We start from the raw sequence: 12360 nt of genomic DNA on the forward strand, positions 1-12360 counted from the left end.
ATGAACTATAAGGAGCTTATGGATACTTACTATCAAGGCATTCACGGTGGAACCCTACCTCTGGAGGCGGCCACCTATGTTAAGCGAGAGTCCGATGAGGAGTTATATAACTTTTGTCATTCTCGCTCCAATGTAGCTCATGTCCTAGCGGCGCGACAGATGGGAAAGTCCAGTCTTATGGTGCGGGTCGCCAGCCGTCTGGAGCAGGATGGCATGATTGCGGTTCAGGTCAATCTCCAGCAGTTAGGTTTAGAGCAAAATGGCAGTCCTGAGCAGCTCTATCCCAGCTTGCTTTGGGAGATTGAAAAGTCCTTGCAACCCCATCTAGGACGCTCAATTCGACAGGACCTGAAAGCGTTTCTAGCTGAAGTTCCTATGGAAGTTGCTCCAGGACTAAGATTTCGCGAGGGGTTACAGTTTTTATTGACTGAAGCCGTAGAAGAGTTTCAAACCCTGGTGATTTTCCTGGATGAGATTCAACAACTCATCTATTGGAAGTTGCAAAATAGCTTTCTCGGCTTCCTGAAGGCGATCGCCGGTGACCCCATCTTTGCACAAGTGAAGTTTGTCGTCTTGGGGGTGGCCCGTCCCCCAGATATCCTCACGGACAGTCAATTTGCCTTCAATGCGGCTTATCCTGTGGAACTGAAGGGGTTAAGTGGCGACTGTTCTCCTCTGCTGAAGGGGTTACAGAATGTCAGTGAACACCCTGACGCCGTCCTACAAGAAATTTTAAGTTGGACTGGGGGAAAACCATTTCTGACTCAGTTACTCTGTGATTTCGCCGCCCAGGAACTCCGGAATGTCCAGCCAGACGAGCTTCCAGGCAAAATTGAACATTTAGTCAACACTCATTTAGTGGAGGATTGGCGGAAACGCGATCGCCAATCTCACTTCCAAGAAATTGAACGCTGGTTTAAGAATGGCTACACTGGGGTGCAAGACCGCCAAAAAACCCTTAAACTATACTCAGGCCTGCTCAAGCGGCGCAAGCCAGAGCCGTTTAGTCACTGTCCCGAAGATTTTAGCCTCATCGTCTCTGGTTTGGCGGAAAAACGGGATGGGATGTTGGTGGTTGCCAACCGAATTTACGAACAGGTCTTCGATTCGGACTGGATCGAAACGACTCAAGCTTATCTTAAAAACCTGGAGGGGGATTTTATGCCGAGTGCTAAAGTTTTAAACCGTGATGTTTATATCCTGATTGACCAAAGTGCCACGATGGACAAAGTCGATCCAGGAAAGTCGGCTAGTCGCTGGGATCTCCTAGCAGAAAATGTGCAAGGGGATGTCAGGAACTTGATGCGCGATCGCAATGGTCGCAAAGTCTGTGATGCCATAACTTTGTATCTGTTTAGCCGCGACCGCCAAGGCAGGAAATTCGAGATTGATGCCAATTCAGACCTGAAGGCAACTGTATTTGATGAAAACTTTCCGGATGCGAATACCTTTATTTCTAAAACACTGGAAGCCTGCCTCCAAGACTGGAAGCAAAAACCCAAAACAGAAGCCAATAATAATGGAGCCTTTATCCTAATTTATACAGATGGGATGTTAGATGATCGCCCCAATTTTGAGAAGCAAATTCGCCGAATTTCAGAGGAATTAGAGGATTCGGGATATCTCAAAATTTTCATGATTGGCGTGGGAGATGATGTAAAAAGTAATATTCAACCTTTCCTGAATTTAGACTTTAATCTATCCCAAAACAAGAACAATGTCTTCGTGTTTGATTTAGTTGATGAAATAGAGGACATCTTTGAATTATTAGATCGCCAACTCTCACAAGACCCTGCCGAAGCCGTTCCTGAGTGGGTGAAGCGAGATCACCCAGACTGGTATCAACAGTACCAGGAGTTTCAACGGAATAAATCTTAACCCGGTATCATAATAGTTGAATAATCTGGTTTTTTCTGGTTTGTCCATTTAGAATTATTTAACAAAAACTAAATGATTTCTGAAATGAAAAAAACAACTTGCCATAGCATTTATAATCGTCAAGTGTATATCTTGATTGATCAAGGATCTGGCATGGACAAAACCGATCCAGGAAAGTCATTAAGTCGCTGGGAACTGATTGCAGAAAATGTTCAAGGTGATATGAATAATATGATGAGAGACCGAGCTGGTCACAAGGTCTGTGATGAATTTTCTATTTATTTGTTTAGTCGAAATCGTGTAGGACGAAAAATAACTGTAGATAAACACTCAAGTTTTCGGAGAAATGTTATAGAAGAGAACTATCCAGATACTAATCGATTTATAACTAGAACCCTGGAGTCTTGCTTGCAAGATTGGCAGCAGCGATCTCAACAAAAAAAATATGCAGAGAAAGCTTTTATCGTGATTTACACTAGCGGCATTTTTGATGACTTTAAAAAATTCAACAAACGGGTTCTTGAACTCAACAATAATTTTGGTGATTCCGATGCAATAAAGATTATTGTGATTGGAGTTGGGGGGGATTTTGAAGAATCACATGTTATTTCAAGTATGTTAAAACTATATTTCTCGCAGAAAAAAAGTTACGTGTTCTTTTTTGAGTCAACAAGTCAAATGACTGGTATTATAGATTTGCTTGAAACAAGCATCAATATCACAACGGGAGACTTTATCCCTCAGTGGATTCGCAATAGATATCCGGATCTATGTCGTCAATACAACCAGCCTAATCCTGAACACAGCAAGTCAATATCAAGGAATAAACAGAAAATCCATAAGTGTCCAAGATGTGGAAGTCAAAACTCTATCAAGAATGGATATTTAGTGAACAAAAATGAAAGAAAGCAAAGACTTAAGTGTAAAGACTGTGGGAGAAACTATCTTGAAAAATACAATAAAAATGTGGATTCTTAGATACGAAATGATAGGCATTTTTATTGCAAAGCTTTCGAAGGCATAAATATCAAGTTAACAAATTAAAAATTAGTTTGACTTATTTTTGAGTTAGGCTTTTAAAATTCAGGAGTTGTAATCAAGAAAAAGAGGTGACTATATGCCGAGTGCTAAAATGTTTAACCGTGATGTTTATATCCTGATTGACCAAAGTGCAACCATGGAAAAAGTCGATCCAGGAACGTCAGCCAGTCGCTGGGAACTCCTAGCAGCAAATGTGCAGGGAGATGTCAACAACTTGATGCGCGATCGCAATGGTCACAAAGTCTGTGATGACATAACTTTGTATCTGTTTAGTCGGGATCGCCAAGGCAGGAAATTCGAGATTGATGCCAATGCAGACCTTAAGGCAAATGTATTTGACGAAAACTTTCCGGATGCGAATACTTTTATTGCTAAAACACTGGAAGCCTGCATCCAAGACTGGAAGCAAAAACCCAAAACAGAAGCCAATAAAAATGGAGCCTTTATCCTAATTTATACAGATGGGATGTTAGATGATCGCCCCAACTTTGAGAAGAAAATTCGCAACCTTTCAGAGGAGGTTGAGAATGAAGAATATATAAAAATAATTATGATTGGCGTGGGAGATGATGTAAAAAGTAATGTGAAACCCTTCTTGGACTTAGATTTCAATCTTTCCCAGAACAAAAACAACATTTTTGTGTTTGATTTAGCTGACGAAATGGAGGACATCATCGATTTGCTCAATCGCCAACTCCCACAAGACCCCGCCAAAGCCGTTCCCGATTGGGTGAAGCGAGATCATCCAGACTGGTATCAACAGTACCTAGAGTTTCAACGGAATAAATCTTAACTCGGCATCCAAACAGGGGTGCATGGACGAGACTCCCCCTAACCCCATCGCCGGGTCATCACCGGAGAGTTCAAACAAAAACCCGGTGAGTTCTCAGGGAGAAACATCACCGGGTTCAATCAAGCCACAACGCCTCGGCGGAGACTAGAAGCCGCGACGGCCCCAGACCACCAGCGCGATCGAAAAGGTAAAGGTCGCGAGAAGTCCCGCCCAGCCAGCACTCAAAATATCCATAGTTTCTTAATAACAGACCAGAAAACTGCTAACCCCTATCATAGAGCAACCTAGGGATTTTCTGAAATCGAAAGGCGGTAGGGTTGGCTGTTCCCCTCGCGATCGCCCACATAGATACGATAGGTCCCCGCCTGCCAATACCCCGATTGCTGGGGCAAACTGCGGGCGCAGAAGCGATCGCCACTGGTTGGACCAATCACCAACAGCGTCGGACTTCCCTCCGCCTCCACCTGCAAGCGTAGATAGCTGAAATCTTGCCGTAAGGTAATCTCATGATTCGCCGTCTCCGCCGTATACCCGCAATCAAGATTACGACTACTGCCCCCAGAGTTGCCATTCAGGGTCATCTCCCCAAAACCAGGCGCCAGTTCTAAGACCTCGTCCTGAGCCTCCGTTTGCACCGTTTGGGCTAAACTCGGAGTGGCCATCACCAGTCCCAGGGCGATCGCCATCAGTTGTTTTAGTGCATTGCCTTTCATCGTCGTTGGCCTCCTCAACTCCCCAAGAACCAAAGACCGTTATCCCGGCCCCTGGATACATCAATCACTTGGGTGTCCTCGTTACCCTACTATTGTCACCCCCAGGTTTGGGGTCTAGGACCGTCCCTATGACAGTTCCCAAGACGGTTGTTGCTGAAAACTCCGGGAATCGCCAATCTCTCAACCAGCAGAGGTTCGGGCTTTTCGCCTCCCATGCCCTTGGAAGCGGTTACAGCGATTCGCTAGAATGCAAGCATCATCATGGAACCGCAAGATCACCCTCTTCAGCAACCCTCCTATGGCTTCTCAACCCGACTGGCAACGCAAACTCCAAGAACTCGAACAGGATATCGATCGCAAACTCGGCGATCGCAGCCAAAGCCAAGAAACCTTTAACACCACCCCCCTCCCGGAACAGACACAAACCACCATCTCCTCCCTCTACCACCAAGCCAAAACTTGGTTCCAAACCCTCCCCACCATTGGCCAAGTGGCCGTGGGAATCGGCACCGTGGTTCTCAGCCTCTCGGTTCTCCAAACCGTGATGCGTCTGGTCACCCTAGGCATTAGTCTGGCTGTCATCGCCGTCGTCGGCTATATGGGCTATCGCCTCTTCTTTGCCCCCAACGATAGCCCCGAAGCCTAACGCTGCACCATGATTGAACCTCCTGTTGAACGGGTGCGACTCTCTCAAACCGCCAAAGACCAATTGACCAAACTCAAACGTCAAACCCGGATTGACCGCTGGAATGTTCTCTGTCGTTGGGCCCTCTGCCGTTCCCTCGCCGAACCCAGTCCCCCCTCCCCCGTCAAAATTAGCACCGACAGTAACGTCGAAATGACCTGGCGTGTCTTTGCCGGGGATGACGGCGACGCCTATGCGATCGCCCTCAAACAACGCTGTCATCAGGACAACCTCCCCACGGACCTGGAAACCCAGGCCCAGCAATTTCTGCTACATCTCCATCGAGGAATCGGCTATCTCGCCGGCGATACTCGTCTCAAGCAAATCGAGGATTTGGGAACGTCCCTCAAGACGCAATCCTGACCCTCCCAACCCCTGACGGCCCAGTTTGTTCTAACGTCTGCTCTCGAATACCATGTTCAAACGCACCCTTAAACTCACCCTCTCCACCCTGTTGAGTTTTATCGTTTCCCTAAGCCTGCCCCCCGGATTAGTAGCCCAAGCCGCACCCAGTCCAGGATTCTCCAATCCCGGCCTCCCCCTGGCTAGTCTCTTTAACTTTTCCGGCACTCGTCCCGATAACCTAGGGGTGACCTCAGGAGAACTGGCCCCTTGTCCCAGTTCACCCAACTGTGTCTCCAGTCAAAGTTCAGACCCCGACCATCAAATCGCCCCCTTCCCCATTAACGAGAGTCCCACCGCCGCCATCCAACGTCTGCAAGAGATTTTGCAACAGCAAGATAACGCCGAGATTATCAGCGCCGAACCCAACTATCTCTATGGAGAATTTACCTCTAGGATTATGGGATTTGTCGATGACGTTGAATTTTGGGCCGACCCTGACAACAACGTCATTCAAGTTCGCTCCGCCTCCCGTTTAGGGGAATCTGACTTAGGCGTGAATCGTCAGCGCATCGAGACGATTCGCTCCGAATTTGCCTCCCCATCGAGTTAAAGGATGCGTCTACCGTGCGATCGCCCCATTGGACTCCCCTATCCCGCGTACTCGCTCATCTCGGCCTTGAGACCATCTCCCCGGCGATGCTTCTCTACCTCGCCGTCGCCAGCAGCGGTCTCATGCTGCTCATCGGCCAAGGGTCTACCCTACTGCTCAATCGCTCCCCCCAAGAGCGTTACGCGCCCCAGCAGCCGACCCCAGTCGCCAGTCCTCCCCTGGCGGCTACCCCTCAACCCCCCTCCCCCATCGCCCTTCTCAACCTCTCCCGAGCCGAGCGAGCTATCCTCAACGACGTGGGCGATCGCCGTTGGGATGGGCGACAGTGGTATTTAGAACAATCCCGAGTCCTCTACAGCTATCTCAGCCCAGAAAGCCGCCAACGCCGGGAAACCCTCGCCGCCAATCCCGGACGTTATCCCAGCAAAGCCGACTATCTCAGCCTCAAAGAAAGCGAGTATCAGCAAATTCTCAGCCAACAACAACCCATCCGACGCTTAATCCTAGGCAGTTCCATCGCCCTCGGCATCCCCGACGAATTACTCCACGACGACGATGTTAACCTAGGCATCCCCGCCGCCCATTTAGAGGATCTCCTCAACCAAGTCCAAGGCCTCGATCGCCGCGCCGAACCCCAACAGATTATCCTCTTTGGTGCCGGAACCCCGGAACTGCTGAAAGAGGAGTCCATCGAGGCGATTCAACAGGATACCCTAGAGGTTCTCGAAGCCTTACGCCACACCTATCCCCAGGTTCCCATCACCCTAGTCTCCGTCTTACCGCGATCGCGCCGTGACGAACTGACACAGCCGCACATGGCCCGAGTCGACAACAGCCAGGTGCGCCGCCTCAACCGCAACCTGGCCCATCTGTTAGCCCAACATCCCCAGATTCGCTTTTTAGACCTCAATCCCTACATCACCGACCATCAGGGCTATCTTAAACGAGTCTTCTCCACCGATGGCCTCCATGCCAATGCACTCACGGCCTTGGTGTTAATCAAACTCCTGGATTTTAACGATAGCTTTAGCAAACCCCTCTCGGCATCTGGGTCCTAGATGCGGTTAAATTTAGATGCGGTTAAAGACCGAGGGATCTCGGGCTAATTGGTCTTCCACCTGCTGTAAAAAGGTTTGCCAGAGTGCATACCCGCGATCGCTCAGGTGAATCCCATCAGTGCTAAACTCCGGCTGCATCCGCCCCACCTCGTCACTGAAATGGGGATAGAGGTCCAAAAACACCGCTCCCTCACGACGGGCAATCTGAGCCAACTCACGATTCACGGCTCGGATATCCTCATTGTTCACCGCTTGGTGGTTCGTCGGGAGAATCGACTGCACCACCACCTGAGCCTGGGGATAGCGCGATCGCAACTGATAGATAATATCCTGCTGATTAAACAGCACTTCCTCCACTGAGCGGCCCGCAATCAAATCATTCACCCCCGCCATGAGAAAAATCGTACTGGGGCGCGTTCCCTCCAACAAGCCAAGCCGCTGACGAATGCGAGCCGTATTATCGCCACTAATGCCCTGATTGAGCCAGAGGCGATCGCCCACAAAGATTCCTGGAGGGAGCCATTGCGTCAGCGAATCACCAATCGTCACACAGAGGCGATTATCCGCCTGGCCCGCCGCCGTGGCCTTGGCTTCTTCCCAGAGGAGGGCCGTCCATTGCTCATAGGTAGGATTCTGCCGCGCCGTTTCCCACAACTCCTGGAAACTGTGACGGGGTAGGCGAGTATAGAGTTGTCCCGCCTCCAGGGCCGCTAGACGTTGTTGATAAAGTTGGGCCGTGGTGTTGGGAACTCGGCGGGCCCTAGGCGGCGCTGGGGGAGTGACCGCCGTTCCTGACTCAGAAACCACCACCTCACTGTTGAGAAGATGGGGGAGAGACGGGGGCGTTAGCTGGGCCAGAAGCGGCAACGTCCCTAACGCTAGGGCAAGAGAAAGGGGATTCATGAGGGGCTTAAGATTGTAGAACACCTTGGTTTTTTGCGGCGCTTGAGCGAGGAGATCAGGATGATTTTTCAGGAATGGGCGGCCCGCCGCCCGTCTAGCCTTGGAGTTTTAATGAACTTTTCTAAAGTTATTTAACGCTTTCGGGACGAAATCGCCCACACTTCCTTAGAATGTTAGCTTAAAGTTCTTCATCAAGAATTTTAGAGAATAGGAGAAATTTCCATGACGACTTCCACCAGCAATCAGATGGTGAAGCCTTATCAGGGCGACCCTCAAATGGGTCATCTGTCCACCCCCATTAGCGACTCTGCCTTCACCCGCACCTTCATCGGGAACCTTCCTGCCTACCGGCCCGGTTTGTCCCCCCTACTGCGCGGCCTTGAGATCGGCATGGCTCACGGCTACTTCATCGGCAATCCCTGGGTTAAATTCGGAACCCAACGGGGTACAGAGTTTGCTAACCTCAACGGCTTAATTTGTGGCGGAACCCTCTTGCTCATCGCCACCGCCTGTTTAGCCGCCTACGGCTTGGTTACCTTTCAAGGCAGCCAAAGCGATAGCAGCGATTCCCTGCAAACCTCCGAGGGCTGGAGTCAGTTCACGGCCGGATTTTTCATTGGTGGCATGGGGAGTGCCTTCTTAGCCTTTTTCTTGTTAGAAAACTTCGGTGCAGTTGATGCCATTCTTCGCGGCTTGGTAAATAACTAATCTTCGGCCGTTTGCCCGTTGATTCTTGACACTGTTAACCTGAAACTTTTTGAAATCGGAGCCTTATAGACATGACTGGTGATTACGCTGCTTCCTACCTGCCCTGGATTCTGATTCCGGTGGTCTGCTGGCTGATGCCGGTGGTGACCATGGGACTGCTATTTATTTACATTGAAAAAGACGCTTAGGTTGATGTTGACGATAAGTTGACATTTTTGGTCTAAGTCAAAAGCGGGGAGGATTCTGTCATCAGAACCTCCCCGCTTTTTTAGACCTAACTCGACCAATCAGCGTGGAAGAATTCACCCCGAGGAGTATCGGTTCGCTCATAGGTATGAGCGCCGAAGTAATCCCGTTGCGCTTGCGTCAGGTTTTGCGGCAGGCGATCGCGCCGATAGCTATCAAAATAGTCCAGGGAGGCACTAAACGCCGGAACGGGAATCCCCAACGCACTCGCCGTCATCAGCACTTCCCGCCAGGCCCCCTGGCGATCGAGAATCGTCTGCTTAAACTCCGGCGCCAAGAGCAAATTAGGTAGGTTAGGATTCTCATCAAATGCCCGTTTGATTTTATTCAAAAAGCCAGCCTTGATAATACAACCGCCCTTCCAAATTCGGGCAATTTCACCCAAATCCAAATCATAGCCGAACTGTTCCGACGCCTTGCCTAACAGAGCCATCCCCTGGGCATAGGAACACATCTTAGAGCAATAGAGCGCATCACGGACTTTGTCCACAAACGACTCCGTATCCCCATCAAACTTGCCCACCGGCGCGGCCAATTCTTTCGAGGCGGCGGTCCGTTCCTCCTTAATGGACGATAAAATCCGGGCGTTCACCGCTGCGCCAATGGTGGGAATGGCCACGCCCAATTCCAGAGAACTCACCACCGTCCAGCGTCCAGTTCCCTTTTGTCCCGCCGCATCCAAGATTTTATCAATCAGGAACCCATCCCCTTGATCATCCTTTTGCGTAAAGATATCAGCGGTAATATCAATCAGGAACGAGTCTAGTTCCTCGGTTTGATTCCATTGGCTAAAGACCTCATGGAGTTGCTCATTACTTAAGCCCAGGACATTCTTGAGCAGGTCATAGGCTTCAGCAATCAGCTGCATATCACCATACTCGATGCCATTGTGGACCATTTTCACATAGTGACCGGCACCTTTGGGACCAATATAAGTGACACAGGGGCCATCATCCACCTGGGCCGCGATTTTCGTGACAATAGCTTCAATCTCATCATAGGCGGCCTTGGTTCCTCCGGGCATGAGACTCGGGCCATAGAGTGCGCCTTCTTCGCCTCCACTCACTCCCATGCCGATAAAGCGTAAATCCGCTGCTTCGAGATAGTCCACCCGGCGATCGGTATCTTCATAGAGGGAGTTCCCCCCATCGATAATCATATCCCCAGGTTCCAGGAGGGGCTTGAGTTGTTCAATCACCGCATCCACCGGCCCCCCAGCCTTCACCATCAGTAGGATGCGCCGAGGACGTTCCAACGCACCGACGAACTCTTCCATCGAATAGGTGGCTTTGACGTTCTTGCCCTGGGCCCGCTTTTCCATGAACGCTTCTGTGGTGGCGCTGGTGCGGTTGTAGACGGCGACGGAGAAGCCCTTGCTTTCAACATTGAGGGCAAGGTTTTCCCCCATAACAGCCAGTCCAATTACACCAAAATTTTGTAATGCCATATATCTATCCGTTACGTTGAGGGTTTGTTTAACTGTATGCAGACAGTTTAGTTACGGTTCATCTGTTAGGGTAGCTTGATCCCTAGAAGATGTCCTGGAAGAAGACCTTAAGACAGCTTAATGAGCAAAACTGTGCTGCAACACACCGACAGATTGACCATCAGGGGACAGAGGACCTGTAGAATAGGGCAGTAGAACGATTCGGGGGATACCGAGGACATGCTTGCCTACTTTCTTGCCATTGCCGTCGGATTAGGGAGCTTCGTGCTGTTCATGGCGGCGTTCTTCTTTCCAGAGGTTTACCGCAAAGGAGATTTTATCTGGAGCGGTGTGGGCTTTTTCTATGCCTTAGTGCTTTGGTTTTGCGCGGGACGCTTCACAGGAGCCATTTTATTGGGACAGTCCGCCAGTGTGGCCTTGATTGGCTGGCTGGGCTGGCAAACGCTACGGTTACGACGGGATGTTACCCCGCAAGGGCAACAAACTTCAACGGAGGCGATCGCGCAAACAGGCGCCAAGGGATGGTTCAAAGGCAAGACAACTCAATCTTCCCCAGTCGCACTAACTGATGATGACACCCCGGAGCCATCGGACGAGGAGATGGCCGAACCGAGCCACGAAGCTGCCACGGAAGCAGACCGTGAAGCCGCCGCTGAGACTTCCTTAGAGTCCAAGTTCGAGGAGCAAACGACCCCAGATAGTCTCCCAGCCGCCGCCGCCGAAGCAGACCCCTCAGAGGAGGCGATCGCCAGCGCTGCATCAGCTCCATGGGCAGGCCAGCCGTCCCCTGAAACGGAAGCAGAGAGAGCCTCAGACCCCTCTGAGTCTGATTTAAACGAGACCCCCACTCAGGCTCAAGAGAGGGTCTCACCCAACGCGGCCAACAAGGCTAAGGGCAAGTTCTGGCAAACGGGAATTTTTGTTCAAGTGGGACGTTTATTACGGCGCAAACCTAAAAACACCCCAAGTACAACTCCCCCCACCTCAGAAACGTCGGCCGCCGATGAGTTTGATTTTGATGAGATTGAGGACGGGGTGGAGACTCGTGAGTCTCAGGACACTATCGAAGCGCCAGCGTTGGTTGAGCCGCCGGCCCCGGTGGAGGTTCCCACTCAGGAGCTAGACAGTCAGGAGCCGCCCACTCAGGAGCTAGAGTCTGATGCCTCGGAGACGGATAATATCGCTTCTGAAAGTGAGTCAGAACCCGAGCCCCTGAAAGAGGAGGAAACTCACCCCAGTCCTGCTGAGGCGGAGACTGAGCCAAAGGATGAAGACTCTACCCCTTCTGAGGTATCGGAGTCCGTTGAGGGAACTTCTAGCCCAACATCTGAGTCAGAGGCCAAAGAGGGGTCAGGTCAATCTGATCGTCCTGAGGGATCGACTTAACCTGCGATCGCCCAGAGACTCGGCCGATAGAGGCGATCGTAATCTTTCGTTTTGTGATTGCGATCGCACCAACTTGCCGGAAATCTCACCAGCTATCCTAAGGTGAATCACTCCATTGAGGGGTTAGGCCCCTCATACTTGTAGCGTTCCGAGTTATCGTAGTGTTCTATGACTAGCCAACTCATGGTTTCCATTCGTGAACTGGTACAGGAGGCGATCGCCAGCGGGTATTTATCTCTTGAAGCCGAAAACCAACTCCGTCAGCGGTTAGCGACGAAGTATGATTTTGAAGATTTTCAGGCTGTACTGAAACTTCAGGATGCGGCTATGGCAGGAAAAGTCCGTCAGGAATCGCGGGAGTTATTGGAGCAATCCAGCTAACTCCACCTACCAGCTCTCGTATATCCAGATGACGTATCCAGATGGCGGGTTTCTCCCTCGTCCGAAGGGGTAACGTCATCTGACCGTATTCGCCAACGGGTGTGTCTATCTGCTCGTCAACATTGCCACAGCAGTGATTCGGGCAAGACCCCAAACTCCCTCTGAC

Annotated in this window: 14 protein-coding genes and 1 pseudogene; 11 read left to right on the top strand and 4 right to left on the bottom strand. The window is 50.5% G+C overall.

Going from position 1 to position 12360, the window contains the following annotated elements; translation table 11 throughout:
- Positions 1–18 precede the first annotated feature (18 nt).
- The 3 genes from NEA10_RS14980 to NEA10_RS14990 all read left to right on the top strand — a co-directional run bounded on the left by NEA10_RS14980 (position 19) and on the right by NEA10_RS14990 (position 3712).
- Positions 19–1878, top strand: coding sequence for an AAA-like domain-containing protein (locus tag NEA10_RS14980; protein ID WP_252661932.1), 1860 nt, complete (start codon positions 19–21; stop codon positions 1876–1878).
- 72 nt (positions 1879–1950) lie between these two features.
- The gene (locus tag NEA10_RS14985) at positions 1951–2856 is read left to right on the top strand and encodes a vWA domain-containing protein (RefSeq protein ID WP_252661934.1); all 906 of its coding nucleotides are present in this window, start codon (positions 1951–1953) and stop codon (positions 2854–2856) included.
- Positions 2857–2995: 139 nt separating this feature from the next.
- Positions 2996–3712, top strand: coding sequence for a VWA domain-containing protein (locus NEA10_RS14990; RefSeq protein WP_252661936.1), 717 nt, complete (start codon positions 2996–2998; stop codon positions 3710–3712).
- Positions 3713–3856: 144 nt separating this feature from the next.
- Here the strand turns inward: NEA10_RS14990 and NEA10_RS14995 are convergent, their stop codons facing one another.
- Together NEA10_RS14995 and NEA10_RS15000 are read right to left on the bottom strand one after the other, a co-directional pair.
- Positions 3857–3946 (bottom strand): cytochrome b6-f complex subunit PetN, encoded by a 90-nt coding sequence (locus NEA10_RS14995; RefSeq protein WP_068787938.1) that lies wholly within the window; start codon positions 3944–3946, stop codon positions 3857–3859.
- Positions 3947–3996: 50 nt separating this feature from the next.
- On the bottom strand, positions 3997–4425 hold the full coding sequence (locus NEA10_RS15000; RefSeq protein WP_252661938.1) for a hypothetical protein: 429 nt from the start codon (positions 4423–4425) through the stop codon (positions 3997–3999).
- Positions 4426–4723: 298 nt separating this feature from the next.
- Here NEA10_RS15000 and NEA10_RS15005 point away from each other — a divergent pair, with 298 nt between their 5' ends.
- The 4 genes from NEA10_RS15005 to NEA10_RS15020 are packed head-to-tail and all read left to right on the top strand — an operon-like array spanning position 4724 to position 7123.
- Positions 4724–5071, top strand: a complete 348-nt coding sequence (locus tag NEA10_RS15005) for a hypothetical protein (protein ID WP_252661940.1) — start codon at positions 4724–4726, stop codon at positions 5069–5071.
- A gap of 12 nt (positions 5072–5083) precedes the next feature.
- Positions 5084–5473 carry a DNA sulfur modification protein DndE gene (gene dndE / locus NEA10_RS15010; RefSeq protein WP_252665371.1) on the top strand — a complete coding sequence of 130 codons (390 nt, stop codon included), beginning with the start codon at positions 5084–5086 and terminating at the stop codon, positions 5471–5473.
- Between the two features lie 52 nt (positions 5474–5525).
- Complete coding sequence (locus NEA10_RS15015) at positions 5526–6065, top strand: DUF1499 domain-containing protein (protein ID WP_252661942.1); 540 nt, start codon at positions 5526–5528, stop codon at positions 6063–6065.
- Positions 6066–6079: 14 nt separating this feature from the next.
- Positions 6080–7123 (top strand): GDSL-type esterase/lipase family protein, encoded by a 1044-nt coding sequence (locus tag NEA10_RS15020; RefSeq protein WP_252661944.1) that lies wholly within the window; start codon positions 6080–6082, stop codon positions 7121–7123.
- Positions 7124–7135: 12 nt separating this feature from the next.
- On the opposite strand, the gene NEA10_RS15025 is transcribed toward NEA10_RS15020, so the two are convergent.
- The gene (locus NEA10_RS15025) at positions 7136–8026 is read right to left on the bottom strand and encodes a GDSL-type esterase/lipase family protein (protein ID WP_252661946.1); all 891 of its coding nucleotides are present in this window, start codon (positions 8024–8026) and stop codon (positions 7136–7138) included.
- 222 nt (positions 8027–8248) lie between these two features.
- On the opposite strand from NEA10_RS15025, the gene NEA10_RS15030 reads away from it, so the two are divergent.
- Complete coding sequence (locus tag NEA10_RS15030; protein WP_252661948.1) at positions 8249–8734, top strand: photosystem I reaction center protein subunit XI; 486 nt, start codon at positions 8249–8251, stop codon at positions 8732–8734.
- Between the two features lie 71 nt (positions 8735–8805).
- The gene (locus NEA10_RS15035; RefSeq protein ID WP_252661950.1) at positions 8806–8922 is read left to right on the top strand and encodes a photosystem I reaction center subunit VIII; all 117 of its coding nucleotides are present in this window, start codon (positions 8806–8808) and stop codon (positions 8920–8922) included.
- A gap of 86 nt (positions 8923–9008) precedes the next feature.
- Here NEA10_RS15035 and gnd read toward each other — a convergent pair whose 3' ends face one another.
- Positions 9009–10427, bottom strand: a complete 1419-nt coding sequence (gene gnd, locus NEA10_RS15040; RefSeq protein ID WP_252661952.1) for a decarboxylating NADP(+)-dependent phosphogluconate dehydrogenase — start codon at positions 10425–10427, stop codon at positions 9009–9011.
- A 219-nt stretch (positions 10428–10646) separates the two neighbouring features.
- Here gnd and NEA10_RS21190 point away from each other — a divergent pair.
- Positions 10647–10914, top strand: a pseudogene (locus NEA10_RS21190) (Ycf66 family protein); the annotation flags it as partial.
- 1082 nt (positions 10915–11996) lie between these two features.
- A complete protein-coding gene (locus NEA10_RS15050; RefSeq protein ID WP_252665372.1) occupies positions 11997–12194 on the top strand; it encodes a hypothetical protein in 198 nt (65 codons plus the stop codon).
- The last annotated feature ends 166 nt before the right edge of the window (positions 12195–12360 follow it).

This window comes from Phormidium yuhuli AB48 (assembly GCF_023983615.1).
Classification (GTDB): domain Bacteria; phylum Cyanobacteriota; class Cyanobacteriia; order Cyanobacteriales; family Geitlerinemataceae; genus Sodalinema; species Sodalinema yuhuli.